The sequence below is a fragment of the Acinetobacter sp. 70_2 genome, from assembly GCF_056736115.1.
This window is the reverse complement of sequence record NZ_JBWZIP010000015.1, coordinates 518,777-537,865: the sequence shown is the minus strand read 5'-3', so window position 1 is coordinate 537,865 and position 19,089 is coordinate 518,777. Positions and strand designations below refer to the sequence as shown.

The following is a 19,089-nucleotide window of genomic DNA, read 5'->3' as shown; positions in this document are numbered from 1 at the left end:
CTCACTATAATTAAGGAGACGTCCCATGGGGAAAGTCGATTATTCTAAATACGCAAAACTCAGTCCGTTTGAACTGAAAGATAATTTAATAGAATTAGCTCAAAGCCGAACTGACCGCATGATGTTAAATGCTGGCCGAGGCAATCCGAACTTTCTTGCGACTATCCCACGCCGAGCATTCTTTCAACTAGGTCTGTTTTCGGCAACCGAATCCGAATTTTCATTTTCTTATATGCCAGAGGGTCTAGGCGGCTTCCCTCGCCCTGTTGGACTTCAATCACGTTTTGACAGCTTCATTTTGGAAAACCGCGATAAACCGGGCGTTGTCTTTTTAGGTAAAGCCGTATCTTATGTACGCGACCAATTAGGCTTAGACCCAGATCTTTTTTTACTTGAAATGGTTGAAGGTATTCTGGGCTGTAACTACCCTGTGCCAGACCGTATGCTCCGAGTCAGTGAAACGATTATTAAAGAGTACGTCTTACGAGAAATGGGCGTACAAGGCATGCAAAAAAGAGACTTAGATTTGTTTGCTGTTGAAGGCGGAACAGCCGCAATGGCCTATATTTTTAACTCATTAAAAGAAAATAAAATTATTAAAAATGGCGACCGCATTGCCATTGGTAGTCCTATTTTTACGCCATATCTGGAAATTCCGAAACTTAATGACTACCAACTTGAAGAAGTGCTCATTGAGGCAGATCCTAAACTCGGTTGGCAATATCCAGAGTCAGAGCTTAGAAAGTTAGAAGATCCGTCTATTAAAGCATTCTTCTTAGTCAACCCAAGTAACCCGCCATCGGTAAAAATGAGTGATGAAGGACTTGCGATTTTGGCGGATATTGTCAAAAAACGCCCCGATCTGATTATTTTGACTGATGACGTTTATGGTACGTTTGCCGATAATTTCAAATCACTATTTGCGATCTGTCCTGATAACACCATTTTGGTTTATTCGTTCTCTAAATACTTTGGTGCGACTGGTTGGCGACTTGGTGTCATTGCACTTTCAAATAACAATGTGCTTGATAAGCAAATTGCGAATTTATCGAAAAAAGAGAAGAAAGAGCTTGAAGAGCGCTATTCATCTTTAACTACAGACCCATCAAGTATTAAGTTTATTGACCGTTTAGTTGCAGACAGCCGTAATGTTGCTCTAAACCATACTGCGGGCCTGTCTACCCCACAACAAGTGCAAATGGTTTTATTTGCATTGTTTAATATGATGGACTCACGCCAAAGCTATAAAAAAGCGGTCAAATCTGTTGTACGTGAACGCGATGCAGCACTTTATAGACAGCTTGGTGTCGAGGTTCCAACAGATCCAAATGCGGTGGACTACTACACCCTTGTTAACCTTGAAAACACCTCACGCACTCTCTATGGTGATGAGTTTGCCGATTGGGTGATGAAAAATAAAAATCCGACCGAGCTATTGTTTAGAGTAGCAGATGAAACAGGTGTAGTTTTATTGCCGGGTTCTGGTTTTGGTGTGCAGCACCCTTCTGCCCGTGCGTCATTGGCTAACCTTAATGAATACCAATATGCTGCTATTGGTGACTCTTTAAGACGCTTCGCAGATGAAGCTTATGCCGAGTATTTAAAAACCAAAAAAGGAAAATAAGTACATATAAAAAGTGAGGCTCTAGCAGCCTCACTTTTTTACGACCAATTTATTCATTGTTTATCTAGGTTTTACAAATAGTCACTCCACCATCGGCGAGTACAGCACTGCCTGTAATAAAGCTTGCATCATCACTCACTAAAAAGAGCGCCACCTTTGCAATTTCATCGGGTTCTGCTAAACGTTTCATCGCATGTATGCTTTTTACAAACTCTAGAACTTCTGGAGAAGAAGCGGCCTCTTGACCCATTGAAGTATTTGTTCCTCCGGGTAAAAGTGCATTTACTCGAATGCCTGACGTTGCATATTCTGCTGCCATCACTTTAGTTAAACCAATGAGTCCTGCTTTGCTTGCAGCATAAGCCGCCATTTGAGGAAACCCGATATGATGACCGACAAAAGATGATGTAAACAGTATTGAACCATAGCCTTGCTTTAACATGACTTTAAGCTGCTCTCTGGCAGACTGAAACGCACTGGTTAAATTGCTATGAATCACATGATTCCAATTTTCATCGGTTGTGTCGTGAGTCAGTTGATATTCTCCCAACAGGCCTGCGTTATTAAACGCAATATCTAACCTGCCATAATATTGCGTAGCCATATCAATTGCTTTTTGCATGGTTGTGGGGTCATTAAGATCCCCTGCAATAAAGTGTGCAACGACTCCGTCTCGATTCAAACTATCGCAAAGCTCTTTTAAAACACGCTCACGGCGTGCAACCAGAATAACTTTCGCTCCTTCGGCTACAAATAACGACGCGGCACTTAAACCTATACCTGAACTTGCACCTGTAATAATAGCCACTTTGTCTTTTAATCTGCTCATACTCACAATTCCATCTTGATTAAATTGATGGATATATTTTGAGTAACCCGAAGAAAATAGACTCTCTGATTCTTGCTGTTTTTAAAAAATTAACTCTATAAAAACAGCCTACTAAAACAATTTTAGGTTCGTGCCAGTTCTGCTTCTTTCTCTAATAATGCACGTTTACGCTCAACGCCCCAACGATACCCCGAAATAAAACCGTCATTTCGAACCACACGATGACATGGAATAGCAACAGCTAACATGTTTGCTGCACACGCCCCTGCAACGGCCCGAACGGCTTTAGGTGAACCTATCTTTTGGGCTATATCGGAATAACTGGCTGTCTGCCCCGCAGGAATTTCTTTCAAGGCTTGCCATACTCTTTGTTGAAATGCAGTCCCTTGAATATCTAGCGGTAAATCTAATCCAATTTGTGGCGCTTCAATAAACCCGACAATATGCGCAATCAGTTGCTCAAACTCATCATCACACCCTATCAAATCAGCTTCTGGAAATTTATCTTGTAAATCTTTTAAAAGCTTTTCAGGGTCATCGCCTAGCAAAATTGCACAAATTCCTTTCTGACTTTGGGCAACTAAAATGTCTCCTAAAGAGCACTCACCTATGGCGAAAAAAATGCGTACACCCTTACCACCAGATTTCCACTCTTTCGCTGTCATACCCAATAGCGAATTTGAATTTTCATAGAACTGACTATTTGAATTAAAACCTGCATTAAATATTGCATCAGTCACACTGATATTTTCATCTAGGTTTTCTCTTAGCTTTTTACTTTTATGGGCATCGGCATAGCCTTTAGGTGTTAGACCAGTAATTTGCTTAAAAACTCGGTGAAAATGGTATACGCTCATTCCCACATGATCTGCCACGTCCGATAAAGACAAGTTTTCTTCATGTAGTTCAATATATCTACAAGCTTTCTCGATTTTGTCTACAAGTTTTGGATCGTGTGCATTCGAGAGTCTATTTTGTACTTTTTGGCTTGCTCGATAACCATTTTTTTCTGCTTGCGCAGCACTCTCAAAGAACACTACATTCTCTTTTTTAGGTAGCCTTTTTGTACTTGATGGCAGGCAGTACATACCTGAGGTTTTCACGCCATAAACAAAATATGCATCAGCTTCTGTATTTCGATCTACAATTGCTTGCCATCTCTCTTCGTCTGTTATCCACTGATTTTTCATTTTGCTCACCTCAATTGCAATTTAATCTTTGATGACTCATTTTCGCAACTTTGTTGATAAGCAAAACTCTTGGTATTGCTATTTTAATCTTTTCAACGCAAAAACATTCCAATGCAACTTTACTCCCAGCACACCCAATAAAATTAAACCTGCACCTAAAATTTGAGTACTGGTCAGCACATGATCAAAGAAGAAATAATCAATCACTATGGTCGATATAGGATAAATAAAAGATAAGATCGCAATGTTATTTAAAGGTATTTTCTTAAATGCCGAGTACATTAAATAGTAAAGAAATGCCGTATGTAAAACTCCAAGCCCAAGTACGAACAACCACTGTTGACCTATCGGTGGGTTTGCAAAAACCGATATAAACGGAGTCATAACAATGGCCCCACTTAAGGTCTGTATAAGCACAATTAATAACGGCGGTGTGTTAGTTAGTTTTTTAGTCATTAGAACAGATATTGAGTACAGAGTAGTAGCAACTAAAACCAGCCCCAAACCGACTAACTGATTAGAGTTCACCGAGGCACTGCCCAAACCTATAATTACGATGAGCCCAATAAAAGCGACTATGGTCCATAGCACATCACTTTTATTTAGCTTTTCATGAAAGACCCAAGCCCCTAAAAATAAAATCACAAACGGGTTTACGTGATAAACAATCGTGGCTAAAGAAATAGAAGTTTTAGGGAAAGCAGCAAATAGCAGAACCCAGTTAAAAATAATAAGTAAGCCCGAAGTCACCATTAAAAATAGTTCTTTTTTGCCAAAGTATACTTTCTTAAAGTGGCCATAGAATAAACAGATGGGTATTAAGCATAGTGCTGATATAAGGCAGCGAAAAAATACAATGTTAATTGGTGATTGACCTGATTTAATCACAAATAGACCAATACTCCCTGAAAGCAGCATAGCTACAACCATTTCAAGTGTGCCGACTTTTCTTTTTAACTTGTGATCGTCCACAACTTTCTCCAATACCTTTATATCGTTAATTAATTGACTTATTTATATTTATCTAGTCGACTAGAGTTTCTTCAAATATGCCTTTGAATCTCAATAGAAATAAAACCCAGTCTATTTGAATAAACTAGGTTTTTAGTAACTTAAGCCCAAAAGTCTAATTTCTTGTAAAACATACTAAATTGAACGTTGTTACTAATGTTCATACACTCTTATTTTTCTAAACCAATCTGCTTCATGAATGCTTGGTTATCCCAAAATAAATATTCTTCATCCATCGTGCCATTCTTCCAATGACCTACCGTCACCATTTTAAATTTAAATGCTTTGCCCGTAGGTGGAATAGTTTTGCCGTTACCAATTGGCATAGGTTGACTAAAATTACCTTCTATCTCACCAACAACACTTGTCCACTCTCCAGAAGCGATGCGTATAGGGTGTGTTTTGATTTTGGTATTAGGTGCAAAAACGAACATTTTTTTTAGTTCAACAATATGGTCTGGAATTCCAACCGTCGTACTTCCATCTGGGTAATGCACGCGAATATTAACAGCATGACTTTCTTTCAAACGATCCCATTTTTGATTGCTATAAACATCAAAATCTAAGGTATCAAATTTAATGAGATGTTCCTTACCAATACGTTCTGCTTCTCTATATTGAGCTAGCTCTTTTGCATCTTTTTTTGACAATACCGAATCTGCTTGACTGGCAGTAGTGCCCAATGTCATGACTAGGCCTAAAGCGATATGTGTAAATACACCTAATTTTTTCATCATATATTTTCCTGGCAGCAATTTGAGTGGATTTGTAGTTAAACAATTTTCACACTCTTTTAATTATCAATTTATTATTTACAAGCTTTACCAAACCTATTTATTAATGAATGGATAGCTTTTAGAGTATGCTTGGGATGATTTATGCAGTCAAATACATAAAAACTTGTAGGCCATCTAAAGAGTGAAATGAAAAAATAATTTAATGATTAAAAGCTTTTATCAAATAATTCAATTATATAATTGCTCTTTATTTAAGCTCATTTTTTTAGATTAAAATAAAACCATTATGAACTTAAAGTAAAAAAACTACTAAAAATAAAGCCTTCCACTCTATTTTAATCAATATGTTTTAAGTATTAATTAAAAATCAAATATCTAACTATTTTACAAATGTACTGTAAAAAGGATATATGAAGTTATACCCTTTTCAATCTGACAGGAGCTATGAATGATGTCTAAGTATATGTACTAAATGCTTATAATCCTTGCTACAAGCTTCTTCTATAACTTTATTAATATCACTTTTAGACCAATTCTGTTTGGACGCAGCAAAAATAAAGACTGCTAATAAAACAAACTGATGTTCTCCAAAGCGAAAATAAACATTATTAACCTTTTTCGATGGTTTAAATAAATTCATAGCGGTGTTACATACATCATTCAAGGTTAATAAAATCAAATAATTTAATTATTTATTATATAGTTAATGCAAAATTCAGTATAAAACATATTATCTATGATATTTTTTAATTAAAATTTAGGCACTCTTCTATTTATAATTATAAATCAATAAGTTAATTACAATTAATTAGATAAACTTTATAAGATTGAATTTTATTTAATATTTTTAATATATCAAAAAATTTAATTAGCTCTCTATTTAATACTTAGTTTCAAGGTTTTAAGTAAAATATGGGCATGAGTTGGTAAACAAATCAACTTTGCTGTCATAGCCTGATGAAGAAAAATTGCCCATTTATACATTGTAAAAAACTAACTATTCAGGGATATATCTAAAAATGGAGATAGATCGAACGAGGTTGAGAATGATGCAAAATACTCTAAATTTTGATCAATCTTATTAAATTAAACATTACATTTTTATAAATTAGATCATAATTCAACATATACCATTAAATACATACAGTTCTGTCTGCTTTTTTTGTTTAAATTTTATCCATTGCGACTAGTCTAACCGCCCTTCTATAAACTAAAATAACAAACCTAACACTTCCACAAATTGCAATAAACCCTTATGAATGCACAAATAAAATTAAAAAAACCATCAAAACGAGAAATCATTCTAAGCACTGCAACTCAGCTCTTTATTCAGGAAAGTTATATCGCTGTCGGTATAGACCGTATTATTGCTGAATCGGATATTGCTAAAGCGACTTTTTATAAACATTTTCCATCTAAAGAAGAACTGGTGGTCGCTTGCTTACAGCAGTTAAAACTCGATATTCAGACTGCTGTAGAAGAGCATATCTCGACACAATCAGTTCCTTTAGAAAAATTAGAACAACTGTATATGTGGTACATCAATTGGGTAAATCAAAATGGTGCCAGAGGGTGTCCATTTCATAAAGCACGTATGGATGTAGGAAGCTTATACCCGTCTATTCAAGTCGTGCTAGATGAATATCGAAATTGGTTATTTGATACCACTACTTCTATTGTTAAGGAATTAGAAATAAAGGACCCTATAACGCTAACTCACCTATTTCTCTCTCTTCTAGATGGCTTAATTAATGGGTCTGTTTGCGAAGACAATCCGATTGAACCAGAGAAAACTTGGAACTATATCAATACATTAATTGAGCTAGAGACAACCTAACTGGAAATCCAACCCTATATTTTCTAAAGAAATTAATTTATGTTCATCTCGGATAGCTTCTGCTTAAAATGAGGCTATCATCTTTTATTTCAATAATTTAGACATACAATATTAAAAGTAATACTTTATGAAAGCAGATAATAATTTACTAAATTCATCATTTAAGCAACGTACCCCTATTGGACTTATCATTTGTTATCTCATATTAGGTTTACCAGCCAGTCTAGCCATTGGTAGTTTAATTGCCCAACTTCTGACAATTAATATATCCAACTTTGAAGGGGGGCGTGGTTATGCTTGGATATCGATATGTATGGTTGTATCTCTGCTCTCTTATCTCACTTGTTTAATTACTCTACCTATTCTTTTAAAAAGATATGCTAAGGCTCTCTCTACTTTTGTGGTCATCTTTGGAATACTAAGTATCTTTTGCTTAACTTTTTTCTCATCTCTATAAAACAGATAATTATTTTGGGTTTTAAATATGTTTGTTGCTATGACCCAATAGTTTTTAGCTAGATGAATCTAATAGAGGTCCTATTTTATTCATCATAACTTACCAACTTTTTCTGAGAGTCGTATTGTAAAGTCCCAAAGAGTAGTCACTTACCTTTACCCTTAAAACTGGCATGGTTATAGCCATGCCATATAACTTTTTATATTCCTATCATTTAATTGATTTACCTTAAACAGGTGGGCTTAAAAAAGCACTCCATGGCTATATCCCTGTGCTCCAAACTGTTCGAGCTTAAGACCTGTAGCAACAAACCATCTATAAGGTTTATCACCATGTTGGCATCGAATTTTGGCTCATTAATTTCTCCGCTAAAAATCAGATCAAAAATTTCATGGCGCAACCATTTTCGATATTCAACCGCCATACGGTAAGCTTGCGGGTGAAGCAGTTTTATTTCAAAAATAGCTTTAAGTAAAAGGTTATACAGGCTGTTTAAATTGGTATGTAAAACAATAATTTCTTTGAGTTTATTTTTTGACGTGTAGTAACGGTTTGAGTAGATGATAGAGAGCACTTCTTCTCTCAGTAAGCTTTTTTGAAAGGCGATGCACATTTCGATCAGGTGTTCTTTCGAGCCAAAATATTTATAAAACGTGGATTTGGTGATGTTGGCTTCTTTAGCAATCAGGTCTACGCCTACATTATGGAACCCATGTATCGTCATGAGTTGAATGGTAGTTTGAATTACATGTAGTTTTTTGGAAGATGTTTCTAAATTTCGCATAGTTTTACCGCTTAAAATAATTTTTTGTTGTATATAAAAGAGATATAAATACCCTCACTCTTAAAATGAGTGCTAAATACAGGTATAAGAAAGCCGCACAATAATGGTGTGCTCGCCTATCTCGGTTTTGTTGTTGCTATGATTTTTGGTCGTAACGATTTTTAAGGCGTAGAAAACCTAGAGTCGATTAAACCGTTTTATAGACTTTTTAAGCGGTATGGGCAAAGAGAATTTGGCAAAGGCCAATAAAGAAGAATTAGTACGCATGTGCGAACTCCTTTGGGTAATAAAGAAGTTTCACCATATTACTGTCAAATAATGGTGGCGAAACGAGAGAAGGTTGACAGACTGATACCCAAAAGATCAGCACACCCGAAGGTGTCCCCCTCCCGTTCCGCCGCAGAGGGGGCACGCAGGGATGCCCACAAAAAAGAAATTCTTTTTCGTGTGCTTTGGGTATCCGACCTGTCAAAGTCGGCTGGCAATGTAGGCCAGCAGGCAAAGAATAGTGCTCTACCCTATTACAGTCAAGCATACAAAATGACATTTGTTTTAATTTAGAGCATTAAAAAAGTAAGCTAAATAATTAAAATTTATTGTTAAATTGGGGTTTATAAAGTGATGATCTGTACGGGAATCTAAAAACTACCAGCAAGGAGATAATCAGTCTAAAATTTAAACAATATAAAATAGATCATTTAAAGCCAGATTAGATAACGCCTTATTGTTATCTTTGAAAGTTAGTGTATTAACAAATATGATTTCTTTATTAATTACCGAATATAGATGGGATCTTCTTCAACAAAAAAGATCTCACCCGAAGAAGGTAAAATCCATTGATAAGTTCCTTCTATTTTCTTCATTTTTTCTTTAAAAATATCATATATCGCTATAAGGTTATGTTTTTCATCATATTCTCCTATATAACCACGATCCTTTTCTTCATGAAACTCTCTAAACATTTTATGGACTTTAACAGCTCTACGTTCCATAACCGTTCTCCTTTTTTATTATCAATAAAATTATTATGATCTCTTTTTATTTTAAATTCAAAAAAGCTCTCAGATACATTACAGAAATACCACTTAAATATTTATTATAAATCTAATATTTATCAAACCTAAATTTTTTCATGTCATATGGTATATCTAGCCTCACACTCCACAGGCTTAAGTTTTCACTAATTATAACCGCATCAACTTCAAAAGCATCCCTTTTATTAAAACCTTTTATTTTCAAAAAATCAGAAAAACTATGAGCATTTATTTTATTAAGATATCCTACTCTTAAAGTATCAATATATACTGCTATTTTATTTGTTTCTTTTTCTAGACATATTACAGCATTTTTAAAAACAGTAACTCTATCGCCATCTTGCTCACCAACCAAAGTTATTAACTCTTCCTGATACAAAGTTACAACTATTTCATGCTCAAAAAAATTTTTATTTTCAGTAAATATTTTTCCAGCTATTTTTATAGTTTTCTCAGGCAACTCTAAATAAACTTTTGAAAAAAACTTAATTAAAAAATAAGCACCAATAACTAAAAAAACAATTACTATAATAAAAAACATTTCAAAATATTCCTCTTAATCTTAGAAATTGGCAAAAAGAATAGAAACTCTTTCTACCAATTAATATTTTAAGAAAAAATAAATTTTATAATAATATTATTTTTTCTGATTTTCATCATTTTGATTTAATTTTTCTAAATCATTCTGACCAGGACTTTTAGGAACAAACTCTTTACCATCTTGCTGCTGCTGTTGTTGCTGTTTTGATTTTTCTTGATCATTTTTAACTTGGTCATGTTGAGACATTAGAGTCTCTCCTATTTAATGATGTGCAGATGATTATCTAGCACTTACTGACAATATTCCCTTTATGCAAACTTAGATACTATACAAATGTATCTAAATGTCATCACCTTGTTTATTATTAAGATAATTAATAATTATATTTTTTCATTTTAATTTTCAACAATCTACAAAATTAATAAAATTTTTGATAAAAAATTCTAAATTAAAATTCTCATGACTATATATTTTATTTTCTTTCGGCAGAAATACTTTTTATAAAACTCGCCAACCACATAATATATTCATGTTTGCTATCTAAACTAGGCAGCAGACTTAAATCTATTTTGATAACACGTTCTTTCATTGGTCTATTTAAGCAGTTTTCGAAATCAATATTACTATACATCAACCTTAATTGATGGATAGCAGCTTCTTTTTTTATCTCTACTAGTAGCTTATTAAGATAGTCGACTCTCCCCTTATTAGTCTGATTTTTAAAACTAATATTCCTATAAACACATTCAGCAACATCAAAATATTTTTTTACTTCAGTATCCATATTATTTCTCTTTTTTAAATTTAATCTAACTAAGTATGCATTATTTATCTAAAAATGTATCTTTAAGTTGTTCAAATATATTTACAAGTAAGTAGTTAAAGACTTTTACACTTCAAAACTTTCAACCTTATAATTTATATCATTAAAAAAATTAAAAACCTACACATTTAAATACATTTTCACAAGTAATTTATGTTTAGGGTTTCTAAAAATTAAAATATTAATTTATATGTTACATCCTGTATTTAACTAAATGATGTTTTTACATATATATCAACACTCAAATCAATTTACAGAAATATTATGTCGATAACTAGCCTATTTTTAGAACATATCACTACATAGTGCTCTCACAACTACCGTAATGTAACTAAATTAAAGGTCTAGTATAAAGCTTCCTTACTACTATTATTAAAGAAGTTTAAAATGTCTGATTTTAAAGATTTTTCCAAAAAAGCAACTCAAGAGCAAAATAATTTCAACCCTAAATCAACTGAGGAAAAAATTGAGAAACCAGTTCAATTTCCTGAAGTTGACAATCCTTCACCAGAAAATAAAGAGAAGGAAAATAAACATTAAAATTAATTAAATATACTCTTTAATTAATATAAAAGCCCTATTTAATATAGGGCTTTTATATTAAAGATTTTAAAAAATCATTGACTTATTATCATTTTTCACAATTTCTTTTCACTCATCTAAAATCTATCAACTATTTTTTACAAAGATATAATCTTATAATTTAATTGAATATTTTAAGTTAATATTTTATTTCTTTTAAATCCATTTCAAAACAAATGATTATTTTTAGCAATATTTACTACTTATTCAATTTGGAAACTGAGTTAAATCCTTTAATTTAAACTCTGGCTCTATATGTGTTTGGATTAGTAAAATCAGCTCTTCATTGACTTGTCTAATCAGCAGAGCCTGTAATCGACTATCTTCAATTTCATCAAGCAACCGAATAATAATATTTCTAAGCCATTCACACTCTAACTCCTTCTCAGCATTTTTTTGGGTTAGATATTTTAAAAGTTTATCTCTTTCAATTAATTGATCACTCATACCCATACCTGCATCCTACTTTATTTTTTATATTACAATCCCAAAAATACAAATTCATTAAATTTCATGTATAGAGAAATTTAAAAAATATTTTTATATTAATCAATTCAGTTTCTATCATGCATGTTTAATTTAAATATTTTCAATATTTATCAAATATAATTCAATTTTCTTTTGAGCTTCAAAAAAGTCTATTTCTTTACTAATCCAAAATGAAAAAATTTGACCATTTAAATGAAAATACTCTTTAGTATATTCTGAGAAACTATCACAATAGTGATTCTCTACTTTAAAAAAGCTTTGATTATCATGCCTTTTCTGACCATTTAGTAGGCCACCAATACAAATATCCATTTTATACCAAAAATTATTTAAAATTGACTATAACACACATACACTTATGATTTTAAAAAGAGTTGTTATTTTTAAAAATTAAACCTTAAATAAAATATTTTAAAATTTGTTATATCTAATTCAATTTACAGGGAATAAAATTTATAACACATGATTTTGAATAGCTTAACGACCAATAATATTAAAAATATTTCTTCTTAGATAAGATAAATCTCTATATGCTGTAATGAACCACTTATAGAAAATTATTCCAATGGCCCAGCAGACCCTGCTACAAGAGCTAAACGCCCGAATTGAATATTACTCTACAAGAACAGACTATCCCTTACGTAGAATTTTGATTGGTTACCGGGCCTATGCAAAACTTATGCTATGCTCATCTTTCTCAGATGAAGTTATGAACTCCGCAATTGATCCAAACAAACGAAAATATAAAAAGTTAAAAATCAAAGTCACCAAAGATGATAACCAACTCGATCTTGAATAATGAAAGCAAAATCTATCAATAGAACTTTGCATCACCGACAAGACGAATTTTAAATCGTCTGTGCAACAACATGTATGGTGTTGGGGCGATTCGAATTTGGTTTTCAATAATTTTATTGACGCGTTCAGCATCATTTACTTCGCATTCACTTAGAAAGTTTTCAAGTTTAGGTGCGACTAGTACATTGTATTGAGGATCTCGAATATCCCCAATAGAACAAATAATCAAAAATTAACTCAATCTTAGTAACTAGAATTAATTTAAATAGTATTTAAACTCTAATGGTCTGCTTTTGAACGTTTTTTTAAATTCGGTGATATATCATTAATTTGATTACATGCTGTTACTGCATGCACTAATGGTGCTAGCTTGTTTAAAAGCTCAATCAAGCTCGGCATATTATATGCAACAAAATAATCGACATTTGCTCCTACTGGGCAATATTCAATTAAATATTTGGGCAGTCTTGAACCATTTTGTAATTCATATACTTCAATTGGATTTCCTAGTATTGAATCATCTATTTGATAAACTCCATACTTTCCAAAATAACCAAGTGCAATTATAGCTTTAGATATATCATGCTCATTAAATAAAGTAAGATAAGCGGCAAGAAAATTATGCTGATGAATCCATCCCTTTTTAAAATGATATCCCCATATTTCATTCATTACACACCTCACCAACTTAAAAAGTAATAGTGACTTACACTATAAAACTTAGCATATCTCACTGTAATATTCAGTTGTGAGAAAGTAATATCAGATTCTCTTCTTGATCAGGTCATAGCACACTAACTGTGAGAAAAATTCTAAGTCTTGTTATTGGAATAAATAAAAACTTAAAAAAGTCTTTTCTCTTTCAATCATATGTAAAACAAAAAGCCAATTCTTTCGAATTAGCTTAATTACAACAGACCAGCTTTACTTGAAAATTGCTTCTTGGTTTTATTGTTCGCAACAATCTTCATCTTTTCTTGTTATAGGCTTAACTTAACTTTTCATTATGACATTTCGGTTAAAAAAACAGCTTGCACCTATATAAAAACAAACTTGATACACAAAATAGTAGTTTTAGCGAACTGAGTCACAATTTAAGCAACTTGTATATTTTAAATACATATTCCACTAAACATTTAAGTCTATTATGCTTGAGTTATCTAAGTGTTAAGTATGTATGATGGAACAGCAAACTTTATTACAAGAACTGAACTCTCTCATTGAATACTATTCAAAAAGAACCGATTGCCCACCTACTCGAATACGCATTGGCTATAGAGCGTATGCAAAGCTCATGCAATGCCCGCCTTTTGCAGATGAAGTAATGAACTCGGCGCTAGATCCAAATAAACGAAAATATAAAAAGATAAAGATTAAAATTACCAAAGATGATGACCAATTAGAGCTTGAGTAAGTTTATAAAAATTAAGCATTTCTTTTCTTTTAAAGTCAAAAAGCCCATGAACTGAGCTTTTATCTTCTATATAAATCAGCTTTTAAAACTCGACTTGTACCGTAACCGTATCTTGATACGTTCCCGCTGGTACTGTGTCTGCATTTTCATCGACAATTTTTGTGGTAAAGACATAGCTCTGCTGCGTCACTCCGTTATGTACACCGGGGTTAAGAGTCGCATTTAAACTCGACCAACGCTCGTTACCACTACCCCATCGATCATTCGATGAGTTTTTGAAAATATCGTATTTTAAATATGTATTTCCCGTTTGTGACTTCATCGCTCGTTGGTTGCCGTTTTGCGGGGAAAGCCCATTATTTAAACTCACATAATATGGCGTATTTACAGAGCAACGTATTCCCATAGACGACTGCACAGGCTCAAGCTTAGAAGCAAAAGCGGCCGTACCAAAGTTTACGTCTTGCGTTAAAATTCGGCAGTCCGGAAGCACAGTAATGGAGAGTGAACCAAGCGAGTCTGCTCCACTTCCCCAATTAAAGCCAATTCCTAATGCCCCACGTCTAAATCCTGGGCTTTCAAAGAAGACCCCGATTCCCACAATCGCAACTGCGGGTACAGAATAAAACCATTTTACTTTTAATGGTGAGTCAGCTTGATACACACCCGGTGATACACTTTGCCCAGCCGGAAGGCGGATATAGAAAGGCAAGTTGCCATCTGGCCCACTAAAAAGATTGACCAGCGTAAAGCTACTCATGTCTTTTTCTTGGCCTAAACTAATGATTTCATTGTTACTGTCTAAAATAACAGCATTGAGTTTTTCACCAGTTTGAGCATTGGTAAATGAATTCGACATTTGCTCAACCCGATATTTTAAATAGGTCATGTTCGCCAAAGCCAAGCTAAAACCCGTACACGACAAACCCGAATTAAACTGTGAAGAGTTTTCACCGTTTTCCGTTAAATAGATAGACGGAACCGAAATAGAAGATGAACCCGAAGCACTCACACTACATGCAGCATGAGCCAAATTTCCAGCCAGCATCAGTCCAGAAAAAATACATAAATGGCGAAGTAATTTTTTTGTTTTTATATTCATGGTAAAGATACCTCATGACACATAACAGGCTTAACCACCACAATCTGTTGCTTGGCTTGTTCTACATCTACAGAAAAATCTGCCTTACATACGCTCTGATCTGAACGTTGAACAGTCACGGTATTGTTCGGTTTTAAGTTTTCTAAATAGACAATGCCATCCATTCCCACATAAGACGACTCTTGGTCAGCTCTATGCACCACAGAACCAACAGGCATAGGTTTGCCGTCTGCTTGAGTTAAATAAACATTGGCGGCAATAGACTGATGAACTGGGAACTTAATCACAACACCCGAGCCACGTTTAGCAGCAATACGTTGTTCAACTTGCGTGATAGTGAAGTTTGAAGGTAAATCGATTGGGTCGACGCTGTATTTACCCGAATAATAAGGCGTCACCGATGGCACAAAAATATGTCCTTTTTTATTACTGCGGCCAATTAAACTGTTTTCGTATCGAACCAAAACGTCCGGTACTTGGTTGGTATCGATCAATGCAAAAGAATCGCCTAAACGGTTTGAAGCAAATACCTCACCTGCCATATAAATAAGTGAACCTGATAGACCAAACCAGTAGTTATAGTCATGGTTTCCAGACATACCAAAGTCGGTATTGATATAACCGTTGCGGTAATTGACTCGTGCCTGATTTAAATCTTCACTATTTTCATTATAGCGTCGGGTTAAATCGACACCGAAACCACCTTCAGACGGTACAGAACGATTGAAATTAACATAGCCGGTATCGCCCTCTTTATTAAATGCATAACCCGAGTTCACAGTCGCGTTTCGCTGGAACAGTGGTATCGAAAGCTGAAATGCAGCACTCCACTCTTTTTCGATAAAGTCACGGTTGGCACTTAATGAAACGGTCACACCATTCATATAGGTCGGTAAAACAGGTGCCCATGACAAGTTTAAAAAGCGGTTTTTAAAGTCATTTGCTTTGGTATTGATATAACCTACCCCAAAGGTTCCCGAGTTTTTGGTGGCAAAGTACGTATTGGCCGTTAAGCTTTTATTACTATTGACCGAAATTAAATTGCTATATTGCAGCCGTGAAAGATCGGTATATTCATCATCACGTTGGTTATGGTTAATGCTAAAACCAAAGCGATTACGGTTATAGCTGTACCCGACCGTATATTGCTTACCCTCTAAGTCTTTGGTGCGATCTTCAGACATAGATTTGTCGGCCTTACTTTGGCTAAAAGAAGCACTCAGCACACCTAAGTTTGCAAGTTTGAGTACAGACCCAGCACCAAATAACTGTAAGTCTGAGGAAAGCTCAGTACGTCCTTCTACAGTCAGCCAGTCATTTACCCCATAACGGGCGTCGGCTGCACTTGCAAACTTTCCATAAGAGAAATTTTTAAGTCCGTAGTCTTCACGAATTTTCCCTAAGGATAATGAATAGTCAAATAGGCCGGGCTTTAACAAAGTATTAGAAATATAAAACGGTACGGCAGTGGTAACCTGACGTCCGACTGCATCGGTCGTAACGACAACGGCTTCACCTTTACCATTAATAAAGGGAACATTATTTAATATAAACGGACCAGACTGTACTTCTGTTGAGCTGGTCTTTTGCCCATTAATAATTAAATCGACTGTACTTGGTAAAGCAGCTTGCCCAATAAACTGTGGTAAGGGATAAGTAATTAAATCTGGTCGGGTTGAATAGTTTCTCTGTACCTGAAAACCACCTAGACGGACAGAACTTCCCCAAGTCGTTTTACTACCGGTAATAATGTCACCCAGTACAAAAGATGTAGCATTCTTTTGGTTATCAAATTGCCAAGACGTGTCATAACGACGGTAGCCGTCATTGTCTAGAGACTCGGCATTACCTTCGTTTTTATATTGGTTTTTGACATAGACACCAGAGTTTTTAATAACCCCTAACGGAGAGAACAAACGCTGCTCTGTAAATAAACTACTGGTTGATCCACCCTGATGCGGCCTATAAGTATAAAAATCATAGTTATTGAGCAGCCCTATACCAGACTGAGCAACAACAGACTTATACCATGAGTCTTTCCCCAAAACTTGAGTCGGCATCCAAGCAGGTGGAAAGTTAAGCTTAAAATATTGGTTTGATGATTGATATTCATAGCTTACATCTTTCAGCTTATCTAAAGATATCCAGTCACTCGCATCACCACTAAACCCCAAAGTTAAGATATCTTGATTGGTTAAAGCAGTGTCGTTGTTTGTCAGTAGCTCCTGAGGAATTTGAATTTCTAACTCATCAATCAGCTTGTTTTTTTGTATGAAGTACTCATCATTTTTAACAATAACAGGTACAACCTGCTGCACTGAATATTGGTTTACAACCAAGTCTAGATATAGCTTAAACAGTTGATTAATTTCGTTAATATCTTTTGGTGGTGGAGGCAAATCGCCAGCAAAAGCAATATTTGGAATATTTAAGCATCCACCCGACAACAAAATTAGTAAAATACTTTTGCATAAATTATTATGCCGAAGGATCATGTTGGATCCTCCATTTTGCTAATTTCGATCAACTCTTGTTTTATGCCTGAGCTATCAACACCATAAATTTTAGAAGTTTTTAACAACTCATTTGCAGTCGATTTATCGATAGCAAACTTCACGGTACTATTCGATAAAACATAGCCAAAAGCAGCTTTCCCTAAAGAAATATCATGGCCAGTTTTTGAAGTTTTAAGTGCCGAAAGGCGAGCAAATTTCTGTCCATTATTTTTTAAATATAGCTCAGACTGACCTTGGGCATTGTTGCGGACTGACCATTGTAAAACCGGTTTGGCTAAAGGATTTTTTGCATTCGCTTTTTGGCTTTCTTCAGTTAAACCACTACCCATACCTTTTCCATAGGCAAATAACGGAATGGAGTAACGCATTTGGAAACTCACTTTAGAGGCGTCTTGCTCGTTTCCATCAGACAGGCGAATCGGTAACTCATCTACAATCAAACGATATGACTGTTCTTTGCCGTCTGGCAAATTGGCACTTTTGGTTAAACGAAGCATGTGCTTCTCACCTGCTTTAATTTTAGCTACAGGTGGACTAGGTATAATTTCTGATTGCTCGCTATAGTTATCTTTTAAGCCTTCTTGGTTCCATTTAAACACCCGAATTTGTACCATCGCGTCGGTCTTGCCAGTATTTTGGAGCCAAACCGCAGTTGCTTTTTCATTGGCTTCAATTTTTGGATAAATAGGCCAAATTAAAAAAGTTGCTTGTGCCATCACAGGTGTAACAAGTGATAATGTACTTGCAAATAAAAAAGATTTTAAAATGCCATTTTTAATAAATGCAGAATTGTTCATACAAATCACCATGTAATCATTATTGAAACAGTATCTTTATAAATTCCGGCCGTATGTGGTTCATTATTATTTTCTAAATCAACGACACCATATATTTCAAAATTTGCCAGACGGTTTGTAGGTGTTGTAGCAGGCAATAAATATTTATTACCAACAATATATTCAGTAGAAAAACTGCTAGAGTTATATAATTTATAAGGTAAATAATTCGAAGATGAACCATTTTTCATGCGTCTTACATTATTCTGTAGATTTTCACCACCATCTATAGAAATACTAACAGGTAAACTTTCTGTACAACGAATATTCCAAGATTCTTTGCTATTTATAATATTGGAAATGACTTTATCTTTTGATAAAGCTGAATACTGACCAAAATCCATTTTTTGTTCGATATTATCTATTGAGCATCCATTTTCAATTTTAGCTTGAACTTTAAAACTAGAATTTAATTGAGGATCTACCGCATATATAAATGGACTTACAGATAGCAATAATATTGCTTTAAAATAAAAATATTTCAT

Annotated in this window: 22 protein-coding genes and 1 pseudogene; 6 read left to right on the top strand and 17 right to left on the bottom strand. The window is 34.3% G+C overall.

Annotated features, from left to right (window positions below):
- Positions 1 to 25: 25 nt before the first annotated feature.
- The gene (locus AC1PJ9_RS11535) at positions 26 to 1,624 is read left to right on the top strand and encodes a bifunctional aspartate transaminase/aspartate 4-decarboxylase (RefSeq protein WP_019458396.1); all 1,599 of its coding nucleotides are present in this window, start codon (positions 26 to 28) and stop codon (positions 1,622 to 1,624) included.
- 64 nt (positions 1,625 to 1,688) lie between these two features.
- Here the strand turns inward: AC1PJ9_RS11535 and AC1PJ9_RS11530 are convergent, their stop codons facing one another.
- The 4 genes from AC1PJ9_RS11530 to AC1PJ9_RS11515 all read right to left on the bottom strand — a co-directional run bounded on the left by AC1PJ9_RS11530 (position 1,689) and on the right by AC1PJ9_RS11515 (position 5,391).
- A complete protein-coding gene (locus tag AC1PJ9_RS11530) occupies positions 1,689 to 2,453 on the bottom strand; it encodes an SDR family oxidoreductase (protein WP_263614093.1) in 765 nt (254 codons plus the stop codon).
- Positions 2,454 to 2,575: 122 nt separating this feature from the next.
- A complete protein-coding gene (gene ada / locus AC1PJ9_RS11525; protein ID WP_263614094.1) occupies positions 2,576 to 3,643 on the bottom strand; it encodes a bifunctional DNA-binding transcriptional regulator/O6-methylguanine-DNA methyltransferase Ada in 1,068 nt (355 codons plus the stop codon).
- 78 nt (positions 3,644 to 3,721) lie between these two features.
- Complete coding sequence (locus tag AC1PJ9_RS11520; RefSeq protein WP_263614095.1) at positions 3,722 to 4,615, bottom strand: DMT family transporter; 894 nt, start codon at positions 4,613 to 4,615, stop codon at positions 3,722 to 3,724.
- Positions 4,616 to 4,824: 209 nt separating this feature from the next.
- Positions 4,825 to 5,391 (bottom strand): ester cyclase, encoded by a 567-nt coding sequence (locus AC1PJ9_RS11515; protein WP_263614097.1) that lies wholly within the window; start codon positions 5,389 to 5,391, stop codon positions 4,825 to 4,827.
- A gap of 1,255 nt (positions 5,392 to 6,646) precedes the next feature.
- Here AC1PJ9_RS11515 and AC1PJ9_RS11510 point away from each other — a divergent pair.
- Together AC1PJ9_RS11510 and AC1PJ9_RS11505 are read left to right on the top strand one after the other, a co-directional pair.
- Positions 6,647 to 7,228: a TetR/AcrR family transcriptional regulator gene (locus AC1PJ9_RS11510; RefSeq protein ID WP_263614098.1), complete on the top strand. Its 582-nt coding sequence runs from the start codon at positions 6,647 to 6,649 to the stop codon at positions 7,226 to 7,228.
- A gap of 127 nt (positions 7,229 to 7,355) precedes the next feature.
- Positions 7,356 to 7,685, top strand: coding sequence for a hypothetical protein (locus tag AC1PJ9_RS11505; RefSeq protein WP_263614099.1), 330 nt, complete (start codon positions 7,356 to 7,358; stop codon positions 7,683 to 7,685).
- A gap of 223 nt (positions 7,686 to 7,908) precedes the next feature.
- On the opposite strand, the gene AC1PJ9_RS11500 is transcribed toward AC1PJ9_RS11505, so the two are convergent.
- The 5 genes from AC1PJ9_RS11500 to AC1PJ9_RS11480 form a co-directional block, all read right to left on the bottom strand.
- Positions 7,909 to 8,469 carry a TetR/AcrR family transcriptional regulator gene (locus AC1PJ9_RS11500; RefSeq protein WP_263614100.1) on the bottom strand — a complete coding sequence of 187 codons (561 nt, stop codon included), beginning with the start codon at positions 8,467 to 8,469 and terminating at the stop codon, positions 7,909 to 7,911.
- A 773-nt stretch (positions 8,470 to 9,242) separates the two neighbouring features.
- Complete coding sequence (locus AC1PJ9_RS11495; protein ID WP_200002496.1) at positions 9,243 to 9,431, bottom strand: hypothetical protein; 189 nt, start codon at positions 9,429 to 9,431, stop codon at positions 9,243 to 9,245.
- A 142-nt stretch (positions 9,432 to 9,573) separates the two neighbouring features.
- Positions 9,574 to 10,044 carry a hypothetical protein gene (locus AC1PJ9_RS11490; RefSeq protein ID WP_068936264.1) on the bottom strand — a complete coding sequence of 157 codons (471 nt, stop codon included), beginning with the start codon at positions 10,042 to 10,044 and terminating at the stop codon, positions 9,574 to 9,576.
- A 96-nt stretch (positions 10,045 to 10,140) separates the two neighbouring features.
- Positions 10,141 to 10,290: a hypothetical protein gene (locus tag AC1PJ9_RS11485; protein ID WP_263614101.1), complete on the bottom strand. Its 150-nt coding sequence runs from the start codon at positions 10,288 to 10,290 to the stop codon at positions 10,141 to 10,143.
- 226 nt (positions 10,291 to 10,516) lie between these two features.
- Complete coding sequence (locus AC1PJ9_RS11480) at positions 10,517 to 10,828, bottom strand: hypothetical protein (protein ID WP_022575440.1); 312 nt, start codon at positions 10,826 to 10,828, stop codon at positions 10,517 to 10,519.
- A gap of 426 nt (positions 10,829 to 11,254) precedes the next feature.
- Between AC1PJ9_RS11480 and AC1PJ9_RS11475 the strand changes: the two genes are divergently transcribed.
- Positions 11,255 to 11,407 (top strand): hypothetical protein, encoded by a 153-nt coding sequence (locus AC1PJ9_RS11475; RefSeq protein ID WP_311087333.1) that lies wholly within the window; start codon positions 11,255 to 11,257, stop codon positions 11,405 to 11,407.
- Between the two features lie 249 nt (positions 11,408 to 11,656).
- Here the strand turns inward: AC1PJ9_RS11475 and AC1PJ9_RS11470 are convergent, their stop codons facing one another.
- Together AC1PJ9_RS11470 and AC1PJ9_RS11465 are read right to left on the bottom strand one after the other, a co-directional pair.
- The gene (locus tag AC1PJ9_RS11470) at positions 11,657 to 11,896 is read right to left on the bottom strand and encodes a hypothetical protein (protein WP_311088047.1); all 240 of its coding nucleotides are present in this window, start codon (positions 11,894 to 11,896) and stop codon (positions 11,657 to 11,659) included.
- 132 nt (positions 11,897 to 12,028) lie between these two features.
- Positions 12,029 to 12,250, bottom strand: coding sequence for a hypothetical protein (locus tag AC1PJ9_RS11465; RefSeq protein ID WP_263614104.1), 222 nt, complete (start codon positions 12,248 to 12,250; stop codon positions 12,029 to 12,031).
- Positions 12,251 to 12,503: 253 nt separating this feature from the next.
- Between AC1PJ9_RS11465 and AC1PJ9_RS11460 the strand changes: the two genes are divergently transcribed.
- Positions 12,504 to 12,737 carry a hypothetical protein gene (locus tag AC1PJ9_RS11460; protein ID WP_191001384.1) on the top strand — a complete coding sequence of 78 codons (234 nt, stop codon included), beginning with the start codon at positions 12,504 to 12,506 and terminating at the stop codon, positions 12,735 to 12,737.
- A 15-nt stretch (positions 12,738 to 12,752) separates the two neighbouring features.
- Here the strand turns inward: AC1PJ9_RS11460 and AC1PJ9_RS11455 are convergent.
- A pseudogene (locus AC1PJ9_RS11455) lies at positions 12,753 to 12,947 on the bottom strand (LpxL/LpxP family acyltransferase); the annotation flags it as partial.
- A gap of 68 nt (positions 12,948 to 13,015) precedes the next feature.
- Complete coding sequence (locus AC1PJ9_RS11450) at positions 13,016 to 13,408, bottom strand: hypothetical protein (protein ID WP_263614105.1); 393 nt, start codon at positions 13,406 to 13,408, stop codon at positions 13,016 to 13,018.
- A 508-nt stretch (positions 13,409 to 13,916) separates the two neighbouring features.
- Between AC1PJ9_RS11450 and AC1PJ9_RS11445 the strand changes: the two genes are divergently transcribed.
- On the top strand, positions 13,917 to 14,150 hold the full coding sequence (locus AC1PJ9_RS11445; RefSeq protein WP_025469101.1) for a hypothetical protein: 234 nt from the start codon (positions 13,917 to 13,919) through the stop codon (positions 14,148 to 14,150).
- 82 nt (positions 14,151 to 14,232) lie between these two features.
- Here the strand turns inward: AC1PJ9_RS11445 and csuE are convergent, their stop codons facing one another.
- Genes csuE through AC1PJ9_RS11425 form a run of 4 tightly spaced genes read right to left on the bottom strand, consistent with a single transcriptional unit; the run spans position 14,233 to position 19,089 of the window.
- Complete coding sequence (gene csuE, locus AC1PJ9_RS11440; protein WP_311069635.1) at positions 14,233 to 15,252, bottom strand: Csu fimbrial tip adhesin CsuE; 1,020 nt, start codon at positions 15,250 to 15,252, stop codon at positions 14,233 to 14,235.
- Positions 15,249 to 17,747, bottom strand: a complete 2,499-nt coding sequence (gene csuD / locus AC1PJ9_RS11435; RefSeq protein WP_311087332.1) for a Csu fimbrial usher CsuD — start codon at positions 17,745 to 17,747, stop codon at positions 15,249 to 15,251. Before csuD ends, csuE begins: the two co-directional genes overlap by 4 nt.
- Entirely contained in the window at positions 17,744 to 18,577 is an 834-nt protein-coding gene (gene csuC, locus AC1PJ9_RS11430; RefSeq protein ID WP_311087331.1) for a Csu fimbrial biogenesis chaperone CsuC, read from the bottom strand. Before csuC ends, csuD begins: the two co-directional genes overlap by 4 nt.
- Positions 18,571 to 19,089: a Csu type fimbrial protein gene (locus AC1PJ9_RS11425; protein WP_311087330.1), complete on the bottom strand. Its 519-nt coding sequence runs from the start codon at positions 19,087 to 19,089 to the stop codon at positions 18,571 to 18,573. Before AC1PJ9_RS11425 ends, csuC begins: the two co-directional genes overlap by 7 nt.